General features: G+C 45.8%; 16 protein-coding genes. 10 read left to right on the forward strand and 6 right to left on the reverse strand.

Annotation, left to right across the window (positions count from 1 at the left end):
- Positions 1 to 66 precede the first annotated feature (66 nt).
- Together JSU04_16530 and JSU04_16535 are read left to right on the forward strand one after the other, a co-directional pair.
- The gene (locus tag JSU04_16530; GenBank protein MBS1971918.1) at positions 67 to 582 is read left to right on the forward strand and encodes a hypothetical protein; all 516 of its coding nucleotides are present in this window, start codon (positions 67 to 69) and stop codon (positions 580 to 582) included.
- A gap of 87 nt (positions 583 to 669) precedes the next feature.
- Positions 670 to 1,158, forward strand: coding sequence for a hypothetical protein (locus tag JSU04_16535; GenBank protein MBS1971919.1), 489 nt, complete (start codon positions 670 to 672; stop codon positions 1,156 to 1,158).
- Here JSU04_16535 and JSU04_16540 read toward each other — a convergent pair.
- The gene (locus tag JSU04_16540) at positions 1,141 to 1,716 is read right to left on the reverse strand and encodes a hypothetical protein (GenBank protein MBS1971920.1); all 576 of its coding nucleotides are present in this window, start codon (positions 1,714 to 1,716) and stop codon (positions 1,141 to 1,143) included. The two genes, JSU04_16535 and JSU04_16540, sit on opposite strands and share 18 nt — an antisense overlap.
- 476 nt (positions 1,717 to 2,192) lie before the next feature.
- Between JSU04_16540 and JSU04_16545 the strand changes: the two genes are divergently transcribed.
- Together JSU04_16545 and JSU04_16550 are read left to right on the forward strand one after the other, a co-directional pair.
- A complete protein-coding gene (locus JSU04_16545) occupies positions 2,193 to 2,729 on the forward strand; it encodes a site-specific integrase (GenBank protein ID MBS1971921.1) in 537 nt (178 codons plus the stop codon).
- Positions 2,729 to 3,622, forward strand: a complete 894-nt coding sequence (locus JSU04_16550) for a hypothetical protein (protein ID MBS1971922.1) — start codon at positions 2,729 to 2,731, stop codon at positions 3,620 to 3,622. The genes JSU04_16545 and JSU04_16550 overlap by 1 nt, the downstream gene beginning before the upstream one ends.
- Here JSU04_16550 and JSU04_16555 read toward each other — a convergent pair whose 3' ends face one another.
- Both JSU04_16555 and JSU04_16560 read right to left on the reverse strand, forming a co-directional pair.
- Positions 3,623 to 4,123 carry a hypothetical protein gene (locus tag JSU04_16555; protein MBS1971923.1) on the reverse strand — a complete coding sequence of 167 codons (501 nt, stop codon included), beginning with the start codon at positions 4,121 to 4,123 and terminating at the stop codon, positions 3,623 to 3,625.
- A 205-nt stretch (positions 4,124 to 4,328) separates the two neighbouring features.
- Entirely contained in the window at positions 4,329 to 4,664 is a 336-nt protein-coding gene (locus JSU04_16560; GenBank protein MBS1971924.1) for a hypothetical protein, read from the reverse strand.
- Positions 4,665 to 4,896: 232 nt separating this feature from the next.
- Here JSU04_16560 and JSU04_16565 point away from each other — a divergent pair, with 232 nt between their 5' ends.
- The 6 genes from JSU04_16565 to JSU04_16590 are packed head-to-tail and all read left to right on the forward strand — an operon-like array spanning position 4,897 to position 9,701.
- A complete protein-coding gene (locus JSU04_16565; GenBank protein ID MBS1971925.1) occupies positions 4,897 to 5,511 on the forward strand; it encodes a hypothetical protein in 615 nt (204 codons plus the stop codon).
- Positions 5,512 to 5,516: 5 nt separating this feature from the next.
- Positions 5,517 to 6,254: an ABC transporter ATP-binding protein gene (locus JSU04_16570; GenBank protein ID MBS1971926.1), complete on the forward strand. Its 738-nt coding sequence runs from the start codon at positions 5,517 to 5,519 to the stop codon at positions 6,252 to 6,254.
- Positions 6,251 to 7,009 carry an ABC transporter permease gene (locus JSU04_16575; GenBank protein MBS1971927.1) on the forward strand — a complete coding sequence of 253 codons (759 nt, stop codon included), beginning with the start codon at positions 6,251 to 6,253 and terminating at the stop codon, positions 7,007 to 7,009. Before JSU04_16570 ends, JSU04_16575 begins: the two co-directional genes overlap by 4 nt.
- 3 nt (positions 7,010 to 7,012) lie before the next feature.
- Positions 7,013 to 7,960 (forward strand): ABC transporter substrate-binding protein, encoded by a 948-nt coding sequence (locus JSU04_16580; protein MBS1971928.1) that lies wholly within the window; start codon positions 7,013 to 7,015, stop codon positions 7,958 to 7,960.
- Positions 7,960 to 8,523, forward strand: a complete 564-nt coding sequence (locus JSU04_16585; protein ID MBS1971929.1) for a GNAT family N-acetyltransferase — start codon at positions 7,960 to 7,962, stop codon at positions 8,521 to 8,523. Before JSU04_16580 ends, JSU04_16585 begins: the two co-directional genes overlap by 1 nt.
- The gene (locus JSU04_16590) at positions 8,520 to 9,701 is read left to right on the forward strand and encodes an FAD-binding oxidoreductase (protein MBS1971930.1); all 1,182 of its coding nucleotides are present in this window, start codon (positions 8,520 to 8,522) and stop codon (positions 9,699 to 9,701) included. Before JSU04_16585 ends, JSU04_16590 begins: the two co-directional genes overlap by 4 nt.
- On the opposite strand, the gene JSU04_16595 is transcribed toward JSU04_16590, so the two are convergent.
- From JSU04_16595 to JSU04_16605, 3 genes are all read right to left on the reverse strand, one after another.
- Complete coding sequence (locus JSU04_16595; protein ID MBS1971931.1) at positions 9,694 to 10,449, reverse strand: hypothetical protein; 756 nt, start codon at positions 10,447 to 10,449, stop codon at positions 9,694 to 9,696. The genes JSU04_16590 and JSU04_16595 overlap by 8 nt on opposite strands.
- A 3-nt stretch (positions 10,450 to 10,452) precedes the next feature.
- On the reverse strand, positions 10,453 to 10,728 hold the full coding sequence (locus JSU04_16600) for a hypothetical protein (GenBank protein ID MBS1971932.1): 276 nt from the start codon (positions 10,726 to 10,728) through the stop codon (positions 10,453 to 10,455).
- 418 nt (positions 10,729 to 11,146) lie between these two features.
- The gene (locus tag JSU04_16605) at positions 11,147 to 12,439 is read right to left on the reverse strand and encodes a DUF4398 and OmpA-like domain-containing protein (protein ID MBS1971933.1); all 1,293 of its coding nucleotides are present in this window, start codon (positions 12,437 to 12,439) and stop codon (positions 11,147 to 11,149) included.
- Positions 12,440 to 12,496 lie beyond the last annotated feature (57 nt).

The following is a 12,496-nucleotide window of genomic DNA, read 5'->3' on the forward strand; positions in this document are numbered from 1 at the left end:
GCCCTTGATCTTAAATCCGCAAAACACAATAGTCATTGAACGCGATTTTTCATATGCTTTTAAGGCATGAAACACCTCTTCTTTTTCACTATCTTGATCGGCCTCCTTGGCGCTTGTTCAAAAGGAAACGAGGATGTCGGCATCCCCGCTCTTGACGGCAATAAACTCAGTGAAATTTCGAAATCTTTTTGCGCTGTAGGAGAAAAATTGGTCGAGCTCAATCTCGATCCGGTTCCATTGCAATTTGAATTGCTAAATTCTCCGGGAACTATTCTTGCGTTTATTAACGGCACTGGCGCGTGCGCTCTTTCAAAAGATGTGAATGATAACTGGGGCGATGGCTGGTTTGGACTGCAAATTCATGCGACATGCCTTCCGAACAGCAGTTTCTGGAAAATCACTGACGGTTACAACGCCAACGATACTCGCTACTATAAATTGGATAGCGCGGATCCATCAGGACTTCCGACGATCGATATGTGGGGATCACGCACTCTCAATACCGTTTACGCCCGCGATCACTACGGAATGCGCGTGATGAAATGCGCTCCGACAAACTCGAAGCCGCGCTCTGTGAATTAAAAAGCAACACATAGTAAACAAGACGAAGATCATAACTTTCTGAATAGACTTGGCTTGAAAGAGTGAGTTTTTTTAGAATAACCGTATATGAAATACTCTTGGGTTTTCTGTCTCATTATTCTAACTGCGTGCTCTAAGACTTTTAACAATAGTCAGCCCGCCAATTTTGACAAAACGAAACTTGAATCTTTGGCGCAAACTTACTGCGCTTCAGGCGAAAAACTCACTGAATTGGACTTAACTCCCTTGTACTTAGACTTTGAAGATCTCTCAGCCCCTGTGTATGGAATTATGAATGGAACAGGACGCTGCGCTCTTACTGGAGATATTCACGATGCCTGGGGTATTGGTTGGTTTGATGTGACCATCAACTCTTCATGTGTTCCTAATGGCAGCTTTTGGAAAACTAGAAAGAGTGAGTTGCTTTCGCCAACAAAATATTACACCTTTGAAAGCATCGATCACCCCGAAGATCCTCTGCTTGAAATGTCAGGAGCACGAGATCTCAACTCGACTTATGCTCGCGATCACGCCGGCCTTCGGCCTCTGAAGTGCATTTCAAACAGTGCGCAATAGTTGGGAAAATAAAATAATCCCCAGAACCAAAACCGAAACCCCTAAAAGATAGCTAAAAACACGGTAAAATCGGAGGTTTTTAGTCAGCCTGTGGGTTTCTGCTTCGAAATTGACTTTTAAAGCGCGAATTTCCACTTCCAGAGCCTCGCGATGACCTATTTCTTCGTTGATCTTTAAGAGAGCTTTTTCGTGCAAAATCTGTGGGTCTTTACCGATGAAATATTGCGGAGTTAAGCCCGGGATTTTTTCCTGCAAAGTCATATACCACTGCAAAGCCCGCCAAATATGCGGGGGAGCTTCTTCCCCGTCGCGATTCCAACGCGTCCAAGCCGATGGATCAACCATCAAAAGTTGGCAGATTTTTCGCTGAGAAAGGCCTAAATCCGTGCGAATTTTCTCGAGATTTCCAAGCTGCTTTTGAATCACCGATACTTGGGCCTCATAAAACATCCGAGATGAGGTTTTAGATCGGACCCCCTGGTCTAACCCTTCAAAACCATCCAAAAAACCCGATTTATTTGCCTCGCGAGTGGGATTTCTTTCGGTTTCTATTTCCATCGCATCCTCCAAATTGACGCTTTGCATTTACTTACAGTCTTGTTGTGTTTTGCAATTTAAGTATTGTGATTTACACATAAAGACGTTGTGAAATACAATTAATGATGAAATAAGGCCATTGAGGGGTCAAGCTAAATACTTGATTTCTATGAAAGATTTTAAATTGAGGGGTTAGATAAGGGCTTTTTCGATTTTGCCTCAAGCTTTTAGTTATTTTCTTTAGTACTAAGTATCTGAAATAACGAGTATTTTTATGTTTGAAATATTCAGAATTTCAACTTTATGCAGTGCATTTACAAAATGACTCAACGCATTCATAAAAATCACATCCACTCGCGTGATAAATGCAATGCGTTATTCGTATCGGCATTTCTAGGCTTTTCTTTACAAAGGTCTGGGGCTTTTTAATCATCAAATAACGACAATTTTCAACGACAAGCATCCTGGGTTTTTCATCGATATTTTGAGGTTTCATTTTGGCTAGTTCAGCGGTTCGATACTCACTCAATAAAAACAAGTATCTTTTGCCGCCTGAAGTCGAAAGGCTCAAAAAGATCATCACGGATTTTCAAGATAAAGACCCCCGCAACTGCCTACTCATCGATCTCGGACTTCGGACCGGGGCCCGCGCCCAGGAGCTTTTGAATCTTTCAATGGCGGATCTGAATACCTACGATGAAAGTGTTTTTATCCGAGGCTTGAAGAACTCCAATGACCGGGAAATTCCGCTTCATTCCGACTTTTTTAAAAGACTGCACAGATTCGCAAGCGCCCAGGACGGCCGACATGTCTTCGGCATCAGTTATCACCGCCTGTATCAAATCTGGGAGCTTTACAGACCTGTTCCGAAGAAGTTTCACTCATTGAGGCATACTTTTGCGATCGAGCTCTATCAGAAAACCAAAGATCTGCGCTTAGTCCAGGTCGCCTTGGGACACAGAAATATCACTAACACGATGATCTATGCTGATTACGTCTATTCTCAGCAAGAACTCAGAAAGCTGATTCTCTGATGAAGAAGATCGTCGCCGGGATTTTAGTTTTAGCGGTTGTTGCCTGGGGATCTTACAATTTTGGCCACAAAGCAGGCCTGGCGGAAATCGATATCGGAAAAGGCGAAGAAAAAGCCAAAGAAGACCTGATCGCCCTCACGCGCAGTGATTTTGAAGAATATCAGAAGCTAAAAACCCTCGAAGAACGCTATCAAAAGGCCGACGAAATCCTCGGCAAAGTCGTCACGATCTTTTTAGCCGACCTGGGGATCCGATTAAGTTACAAACCGGTGGGGGCCGGGGAGTTGGGAACCTCCTGCCCGCCCGCTCCCGTAGTGCGATGTCCGACGCCCCCGCCGCAAGCGCGCGCGGCTCCAGAAGCGCCATCCCCAACACCGAAGTCGAATCTGACGTGGCTGCGTGAGGAGCTGCGCCTTGTGAATGAAAACAATGCAGAAGACGCCCTCAGAGATCTCAAGAAAATGATCATTCCGGATTTCTTTAGCGCCATTCAATCTGCCCAACCAATGACCACTCAGGATGCCCTAGCCATTGAGGGAAAATTTGCCGGCGAAATCAATTTCATCAACCATAAAGAGAACAAATCCGACTGGCTGATAGATTGGGAGGTTCATTTGCGCTCGCCGACCTCGATGACAGGCCCGATGCTGATCACGCTCACGAATAAGTCCACCGGGAAGGTTTTCAGCCGCACTAAAGGCAATACGCCGGGCAAGGATTTTATGAAAATCCCCGGGAGCCGAGGACTCCTCGTCAACGTCTATGGCGACGATGGGTATATTCAGATTTATCCGTTTGAAAATAAGAATACCTGGCTCGGCAACTACTATGGAAAAGTCAAACTAGGGACTTACCAAATGACCGGCCAGGTTCGTTTGAACCGCGTTCAATAATTACTTAGAAAGATCGTAGCAAGAAACTTGGTCGCCGCTTTGTGTGAACAAGTAGATACTGTCATCACCGTTCATTCCGACTAATTTGCCTGTTTGCGCTTCGAAGATAAGTCCATAAGGGTTATCACCTGGGTAAGATTTCACTTCGATATAGAGCTTGCTGGTTTTGTTAAACTTCATCGTGATAATAGCGAGGTCGTTGTACTCTTCTTGACCACCCTTGCCGAAGAGAGCTTTGATTTCAGCAAAACTCAAAGCTTGAGATGTGTATTCGCGCTCAAGCAGGTGCTGATTCACGAGGTTTAACTGGAAATCAGTCAAAGACTTGACCTCTCTGATATCTAAAGACTCTACTTCTTCATAGTCCACTTTAGAGCCTTCTTCAGCTTCGAGTTGGCAAAGCTCCACAGGCAGGCTGGATAGTTTCGGCAATGGATTTGCCTCAGCGTTTGCAACCATTGCCATCGTTAAAAGACCGAAAACCACCAATACTGACTTCATCTGAAACTCCTTGGGAATGGCAAGGGTTCTACGGGAGTCCCCAAGGGTTATCAATTGCGTAAGGAAAAGCTTATTATGCCTGAATGGAATAGTATTTTTTGCGTACGTTTAGCTTGGCTTTAAAAAGGGAAACGCCCGAGTTGGGGGGGGGGATACTCAGGCGTTTAGGGGGTCATTTGAATTTTTATCTAAGCCGGATCAAATCTTAGAATGATTTGTCAGCAGCTTTAATTTCGTTAGCCAAACGGTTCATTTGCTTATCTTCTGATGGACGGTAGTGAACCATTTCTTTGTCGTAAGTTGTGAAAGCTTTTTTAGTCGGTGTATTCACACTCGAGTCGAAAGCGCCAGCGACTTCAACCATTTCTTTTTTAGGCATTTGCGCTTGGCGAGTCTCGTTCATTTGTTCTTTGAGTTCGTTACGCAATTGCATTTGGGCATTTTGATTCTCATTGATCATCGCGTTGAAATCTTCAACTTTAGCAGAAGAGATTGCAGGGATCATCATTGCCACTACGAGAGAGAGAAGAGTTGTTTTCATAAGGTCCTCCAAGTTTTAATAATTCGGCTTATACCTAGTACTAAAGCAAGCACGGTGCCAACCCAGATGCGCTACGATGGATTTGGAAAACGTGCCAATGTATCACCCCGGGAAACTGCCAATTTGGGGGTACAACTGTTCGGTTTCTAACAGGAAGGGGCTCTCTAAAATGCAGCCGATGCGAGCTCGTGCTTGCCTCGGTGGTTTTGGTGGAATATTGTCTCACATTGAGATGATTAAAAGCCTATTCCCGACCGACATATACTATGCCCCACTAACCACTGACGGCGCCAAACGCCTGAATAAAGACCTCCTACAGGAAAGCCTCAAATTTAGCGAGATTGATGAGGCCGGAATTGAGTGGTCGGCAAAGAACTACCGGGGCGGCTATACCTCTTATGGGTCGATTGCTCATCTTCACCAGGTGTCTACAACCTTTGAGGACCTTAAAAAGGCCATCGATAAGCATGTCCGCAAGTATATTAAGCACCTCGAGATGGACGTCGATCCAAAGCAGATCCAAATGACAAGCTGCTGGATCAATATCATGCCGGAAGGGACCTTCCATACCATGCATATCCACCCTCTTTCTGTGATCAGCGGGACCTATTACGTGCAAACTCCGAAAAACTGCAGCGCGATCAAATTTGAAGACCCGCGCATGGTGGGCTTTATGGCCTCCCCTCCGCGTGCTGAAAATGCCCAAGAGCGCAACCAGCGCTTCGTGGAGTTAAAACCTCAGGCGGGCCATGTGGTGCTGTTTGAAAGCTGGATGCGCCATGAAGTGCCGCAGAACCAATCATCCACTGAGCGTATCAGCATCAGCTTTAACTACGACTGGATCTAAGTGCGATGTCGGCGATGTTGGAACTGCAAAATATCCAAAAGAAATTCGCCGATCGCGAGATTTTAAAATCCGTCAGCTTAGAGCTCGGTGAAGGTGAGTTTCTTTGTGTGCTTGGCCCCTCGGGTTGTGGCAAATCTACTTTGCTGCGGATCATGGCGGGACTTGAAACATCGAGTAGTGGACAACTAACTTGGAAAAACTCGGATCATAACTTTGCCTTCGTCTTTCAAGAGGCCCAATTGCTTGCTTGGCGAAACGTTTTAGAAAACACTCGTTTGCCGTTAGAGCTGCAAAAACAGCCCGAAGATATTCAAAATAAAAAATCCCGCGAGGCTCTTGAAAAAGTTCAGCTGAATAATTTTGAAAACCATTTCCCCCATGAGCTTTCTGGCGGGATGAAAATGCGCGTGTCTATTGCTCGCGCCCTCAGCTCTTCACCGCGAGTCCTGTTTATGGATGAACCGTTTTCTGCATTAGATGAGGTCACGCGCTTTTCGATGCAAAAACAATTGCGTGATCTTTGCGAAAAAGAAAAACTCAGCGTGGTGTTTGTGACGCACTCGACTTATGAAGCGGCCTTTCTTGCAGACCGCGTACTCATGATGAACACCAAAGGCGGCGAGTTCATTTTAAATGAAAAGATTCAATACTCTTCCCAGCGGACCGAAGACCTGCGCAGCTCCAACGAATACCAGGGGATGGTCACAAAGATTAGTCACAAAATGCAGGAGGCCTTCCGATGAAGCGTCTGAATTGGCCTGCCATCGTAAGTTTTATCGTAGCGATTGCTGTGTTTGAAATCGCTGTGCGCCTTGACTGGATTCCAGCTTTCTTGTTCCCGGCACCTAGCACGGTCGTTGAAACTTTCTGGGAAAATAAATCAGACTTTACGACGGCATTCATTGAGACCTTGCGTGGTTCAATGACCGGATTGCTACTCAGTATTTTCTTCGGCACCGGACTTGCCGTTTTATTTTCTCTTTCAGCGTTTCTACGAAAGTCTATTTTGCCGTTTGCAGTTTTCTTTCAGACAGTCCCGATCATCGCAATCGCTCCGCTCTTGGTTATTTACTTTGGCTTCGGCATGCCAACCGTAATTGCGGCGGCCTTTATCGTTTCTATTTTTCCGATCATTGCAAATACTCTCTTGGGCCTTGAAAGCGTTTCTAAAGCAGAGCTTGAATTATTTAAACTCTATGGCGCCACCCAGACTCAGAGCCTGTGGAAGTTAAAATTCCCAACGGCCTATAGTTCTATTTATGCAGGCCTCAAGGTTTCGATTGGTCTTGCGATCATTGGCGCGATTGCCGGCGAATTTGTAGCTGGCGGCGGTCTTGGCGCTATGATTGATTCCGCACGCACTCAGCAAAGAATTGATATCGTGTTTGCGGCTCTGGCGTTGCTTTCTATCATGGGTCTAGCTTGCATCTTTTTACTTAAAATACTTCACCGAACTCTTCAAAAAATCCGCCCTTACGGATTGAACCTAAAGGATTAGCTTATGAAAGTTATGTTACTCAGTTTATTGCTTGGTATCGCATTTACAAATTCCGTTTCATTTGCTGCACCAGCGACGAAAATCAAACTCGCTTTGAATTGGAAAGCAGAACCTCAGTTCGGTGGCTTCTATGCGGCTCAGCTGAATGGAGAATTTAAAAAGCGCGGCCTTGATGTCGAAATCCTAGAAGGTGGCTCCGGCACGCCGACAGTGCAAATGCTTGGTGCCAACAAAGTCGACTTTGCGATCGTCAGCGCAGAGGAAATCATCGTGGCGCAAGACCGTGGATCCAGCATCACAGGACTTTTTGCCACTTATCAAACAAATCCCCAGGCGATTATGACCCATGAAGAGAGACACTTTAAGTCTTTGCAGGAAGTTTTTAATTCTGAAGGCGTTCTAGCAATTCAAGCAGGTCTTTCTTATGCGCAGTTTTTGATGAAGAAATACCCAAAGCCAAAGGCGAAGATCGTTCCCTATTTGGGCGGAATTACGAATTTCACAAAAGACCCGCAATACTCTCAACAGTGTTTCTTTACTTCGGAACCACTTGTTGCTGAAAAAGCTGGACTCAAAGTAAAGACCTTCTTAGTTTCTGAGGAAGGTTTTAATCCGTATACGACGGTGGTTGCTATCAACACAGAAGCATTGAAAAAAGATTCCAAGACAGCCAAAGCAGTGGTTGAAGCTGTTCGCGCAGGCTGGCAAGAGTATTTGAAAAATCCAGAGCCCACAAACAAGCTCATGGCGGGAATCAATAAAGCGATGGATGCAGAGACCTTTACAAAGAGCGCCGCTGCTCAAAAAGATCTGATTGAAACGACTGAAACCAAACAAAAAGGTCTTGGTTTCATGTCCTCTGAGCGCTGGCAAAGTTTGATCTCACAGTTGAAAGAACTTAAAATCATCAAGAAAGACCTTAAAGCTCAGGATATGTATCAGGTGCTCTAGTGCAAATTCGTGAACTGGAATTAAAAGACATCCCCGCGGTGAAAGTTTTCACTGATGAAGCCATCGGTAAGAATTATTTCTCGGTCGCGGAGCTCGAAGAGAATTTTAAAAAATCTTCTTCAAACGGAGTGATGTGCTCTTTTGTTCTAGCAGACGGTGAGAAAATTTTTGGTCTGCGCCTCGCCTACCCGCCAGGTCTTTGGACCAAAGGTAAGGGTAAAAAACTTCGCAGTGATCTCTGGCAGGTGCCGCAGAACAAAGCCGCCTACTTTCAAAGTTTGTTCTTAGCTGACAGTGTTCAAGGTCAGGGCTGGGGCCCGAAGCTTTCTGCGGCAGCTATCGCCGCTTTTAAAAAGCTCGGTGCCGGAGCGATTGTGACTCATGCCTGGAAAGAGTCGCCGAATAATTCTTCGATCCGCTATTTGACCAAACAAGGCTTTCAATCTATTGCGACTCATCCTGAATACTGGATTGATGTCGATTACGAATGCGTCCGCGACGGCAAACCCTGCCGTTGTACTGCGGAAGAGATGATTTTATATCTCTCCGAAAGGAACCCATGAGCATTTCTTTCTGGCTCGACCAATCAACGAACTCTCAGACAAAAACCTACGACTTCATTATTGTCGGCGGCGGTATTGCCGGACTTTCAACTGCTTATTGGCTGCAAAAAGAAGATCCCAACGCAAAAATCGCGATCATAGAAAAGGACCGTATTGGTTTTGGCGCCTCTGGTAGAAACGCAGGGTTTGTGACTTGCGGTTCGACGGCCCACTTTATGAAGCTCAACCAGCAGTTCGGCACAGCCAAAGCCACCGAGATCTGGAAGTTCTCTGAACAAAACCGCGAGCTTTTAAAACAGCACGTGATCGAAGACCAAGCGGATCTCGTGGACTATCGCCAGACTGGGTCTTGTACCGTAGCGCCCAATGAAGAGATGTGGCAAAAGTACCGCGACACCGCGGCAATCATGAAGGCCCATGGTCTTGCTATTCAAGAAGTCGATTCTAACTACATGGAAAGCGATTACGGCGTTGTCGGCTTCCTAGGCGGCATTGAGTATAAGGGCGACGGTTTCGTGCATCCTGTGAAGCTTTTAGAGCGTTTAAAAGCAAAACTCAAAGTAGACATCTATGAGGCTACCGAAGTTTTTGCGATAGAAAACCACGGCAAGGTCCAGCGACTCAAAACCGATCGCGGTGTTTTTGAATCTCCGAAGGTTTTACTGACTCTAAATGCGTATTTGCCGATGGTTTTAAAGAACTTCAAAAACCTGATCACTCCTAATCGCGGCCAGATCTTAGTGACAGAGCCACTCCCACAATTTGTAAAAGGCCCTTGTTATCTGACGAAATACTTATGTTACTTTCGCCAGCTTCCGAGCGGTCACCTGCTGATTGGCGGATTTAGAAATCTATCGATAGAGACTGAGAACAATCTCTTAGACCAAACAACCGAAGTGATTCAAGAGGCTCTTATTAAATTTGTCAGAGAGACCTTTAAGCACGGTAAATCCGCAAAGGTTGCTTATCAATGGTCTGGCATCATGGGCTTTACTCCGGATGAGCAAATGATTATCGGAACTTTGCCTGAAAACCCAGGCGTGAGTTTGATGGCAGGTTGTTCTGGACATGGCATGGGTCTTAGTTTCCATGCTGCGAAAGTTCTGGCCGGCAATCTTTTCGGCCGCGAAATTCCAGAGCATTTAAATTTAAAACGTTTTCATAAAGAGATTACTTAGGCGGTGCCGGCGGGCGGACGGTCACAACGACCACTCCCCGATTGCGGGCATAGCGAATCGAATCATCCAGGCGAGAACGATCTATACCGGCCGAAGTTAAATTCACCAGCATGGCCCCATCGTCGGTGGCCTTCATAATCGCATGACCGAGATTATTGTAATCAACCGCACCCACGGAAGGCACGGCATAGGCTTCTCGTTGTACGAGCTTGTTTTGTTCCATAGATTCAACTGGACGAAGTTCTAATGCCGGCTGACCTTGAGCATTCACCGTCTTCACGAAAAAGCGCGGATCAAAGGCATAGAGTTCCGGCAGCTCGCCAACATAGGCAACTTTTGAAGAGCCCGTTTGCTGGGCCTTTACAATAAGCTGTTTCAGAAGTTTTTCATCTTCAGCGACATAAGGTTTTGGCTTTGTCTTTTCATCAGCCTTTACTGCAGGTAACTGCGCCAATACCGACGCAGGCGCCTTCACCGAAGGTGATAAAGAAGAAAAGCTTACTGAAGATTCAGGAACAGTTTTCTTGGAGAAAGTTTCGAGATCTTTCAGAGATGTATTTTTATTTGTGGCTATCTTAGAAGAATCTTGAGGTGTATTTCGTTTGATAGTCAAAGAACTATTTTTAACCGCCGGCTCTGCCGCGCTCTCTGAGATATCCACCATCGCCTTCGGAATTTTGGGCTTCCGAAGCGTATAGCAAAACATTAAAGAAACCACGACGAGCGTGGCGGTTAAAAACTCTTTCATAAATTACTTGCCAAAGATAGAGCTCAAATCCAATCCTGAAAAGCTCGGCATTGGCTGAGAGAATGATGGCGGAAACGAAGATCTCAGTTGTGAATCCAGCTGACTCAAATCCACTGGCGGTGCTGAATCGTTTTGTGGCACACCATTGACTGAATGTTGGTAGTTCGTACAAATGATCCGCTGATTATTTGCATCCCCCGTTGTCGTGCAGGCCGCTTGAGCCGAATTTGCTGCGAGTATTACTAGGACCGAAAGAAAGCAGTACATTGTCTTTTGCATATAGGTTTCCTCCCCTGGAATTTTATTGAGCCTTTCCTCCACGTCCCGTAGAAGGCCTGTGCTCATTACGTAGTGCATCCCCAGTGCCATACTCCAAATCAAAAGCATTTGCTTCCCGCTCCCATTTCGAGCAAATCTGCGAATAATTGGAACCGGCGACGTCAAAAAGATCGGCGGGGGTGTCTAAAATTAAAAGCACTTCCACACTCACGGACTCTGGCGGGCTCTAGAGGCAACAGAAAGACTACGGGGCTCTTTTCGACTTAAAAACGAAGCGCCTTTTTTTGACCTCCACCGTGTCGAACTTTTCCCACCCATCAAAAGAAGAGGATGTCTAGGAATGATACTGAATTGATTTAATAATAAAAAAGCCCGGCTCTGCACCGGGCATTCCTGCGATTTAATTCTAAAAAATGACTTATTCGACGTTCACCTTAGGCTCGATCACCAAGTCAATACGGCGATTCTGAGCGCGTCCATGTGCAGTCGTATTGTCAGAGATCGGATTATCCTCGCCTCTGCCAACGGCTTTAATTTGATTCGAAGAGAGGTTTCCCTTATTCACCATGTAGTTTTGAACAGCTTCTGCGCGCTTCTCTGAGATCTCACGATTCGCCTCTGGAGAGCCGACAGAGTCCGTATAACCTTCCACAGTAATCGCATTAGCGCCAACAACGCCCAAAGCATGGTCGACCTTCTCTAACAAGGAAGCACTTTTTTTGTTGATCGTCGCTGAGTTAGAGCCAAATTGGACCCCTTTCAGGCGCACTTTTACGGAATTGTTCTCAACAAAAACCTCCGCTTCGCTTGGCTTCAGTGACTTACGAAGCTCCTCCGCTGTTTTCAAGGCCGCATTTTTCTGCGCAAGCTCTACTTCCGTTGCCGCCATACCGACAGCCATGCCACCGATGAGACGTCTTTGTTTTTCAGATTGCAAAACCAAGTCTTCCGTATTTCCGGCTTTGGTTTTCTGATTCACAGCAAGTAAGAACTTAGAGTGGTCCGTAGCATCCGCCGCCGCCGTTGCGATTGCTTGAGTATTGCGTGGATTTTCTTTAATCAAAGCCTCCACGTACTGAACTTTGGATTGAACAACGCCATAAGTTTTAGGCGAAAATTTCTCAGCGTTGTCTTTCTTTGCCGCTTGCAAGTTAATCTGCGCTTCGCTCAAATAAGTCTTTTCAACAGATTCTCTTTCAAGGCTGCGGTATTTATTTGTGATCTCATCACCGCGTTTAGAAAGCTTCGCGAGATTGCCTTTTTCAGCATCAGCCGCGAGATCCTTAGTTTCTTCGTCAATCTTTGCGAAGTCTTTTGGAAAAAAAGTTGGAGCGTTTGCACGGATAGCCCCAGAACGCGCGTCCGAAAGATCTTTAGCCGCCGCACGACTGATGTTGCCGCGAGTTTTAGCTTCTTCAATCCATGCACGGGATTCCGCAACATCTTCTAGAATTTTCTCTTTAGATTTGCCGCGAACCATGTATTCACGAGCTTCGCCCAACTTTTTAGAGGCGCGCTCAAAGTTTTTAGGTGAAATAATATCTAAGTTATCTGCTTTAGCGTCATCGAGCATTTTCTGAGTAGCATTGATCTCAGCCGTTGAGTCCGCCGTGTCTGGAATCGCCTGGACATTGGGTGGCTTTGACGCACACGCAGCCAGCATCGCCATCGATACGAATAGACCGAATTTCAGTTTAAAACTGTGAGACATATAGACCTCATTTCATAAGTTGTTCTGGGGTTGATCCATCAACTCCTTATTTACAAA

The sequence above is a fragment of the Bdellovibrionales bacterium genome (genome assembly GCA_018266295.1).
In the GTDB taxonomy this organism is placed as follows: Bacteria; Bdellovibrionota; Bdellovibrionia; order Bdellovibrionales; family Bdellovibrionaceae; genus JACMRP01.

Coding starts and splice junctions, on each gene's coding strand:
- JSU04_16550 (MBS1971922.1), top strand. CDS start 2,729: ATGAAGAAGATCGTCGCCGGGATTTTAGTTTTAGCGGTTGTTGCCTGG.
- JSU04_16560 (MBS1971924.1), bottom strand. CDS start 4,664: ATGAAAACAACTCTTCTCTCTCTCGTAGTGGCAATGATGATCCCTGCA.
- JSU04_16600 (MBS1971932.1), bottom strand. CDS start 10,728: ATGCAAAAGACAATGTACTGCTTTCTTTCGGTCCTAGTAATACTCGCA.
- JSU04_16535 (MBS1971919.1), top strand. CDS start 670: ATGAAATACTCTTGGGTTTTCTGTCTCATTATTCTAACTGCGTGCTCT.
- JSU04_16540 (MBS1971920.1), bottom strand. CDS start 1,716: ATGGAAATAGAAACCGAAAGAAATCCCACTCGCGAGGCAAATAAATCG.
- JSU04_16565 (MBS1971925.1), top strand. CDS start 4,897: ATGATTAAAAGCCTATTCCCGACCGACATATACTATGCCCCACTAACC.
- JSU04_16590 (MBS1971930.1), top strand. CDS start 8,520: ATGAGCATTTCTTTCTGGCTCGACCAATCAACGAACTCTCAGACAAAA.
- JSU04_16595 (MBS1971931.1), bottom strand. CDS start 10,449: ATGAAAGAGTTTTTAACCGCCACGCTCGTCGTGGTTTCTTTAATGTTT.
- JSU04_16555 (MBS1971923.1), bottom strand. CDS start 4,123: ATGAAGTCAGTATTGGTGGTTTTCGGTCTTTTAACGATGGCAATGGTT.
- JSU04_16575 (MBS1971927.1), top strand. CDS start 6,251: ATGAAGCGTCTGAATTGGCCTGCCATCGTAAGTTTTATCGTAGCGATT.
- JSU04_16580 (MBS1971928.1), top strand. CDS start 7,013: ATGAAAGTTATGTTACTCAGTTTATTGCTTGGTATCGCATTTACAAAT.
- JSU04_16570 (MBS1971926.1), top strand. CDS start 5,517: ATGTCGGCGATGTTGGAACTGCAAAATATCCAAAAGAAATTCGCCGAT.
- JSU04_16605 (MBS1971933.1), bottom strand. CDS start 12,439: ATGTCTCACAGTTTTAAACTGAAATTCGGTCTATTCGTATCGATGGCG.
- JSU04_16530 (MBS1971918.1), top strand. CDS start 67: ATGAAACACCTCTTCTTTTTCACTATCTTGATCGGCCTCCTTGGCGCT.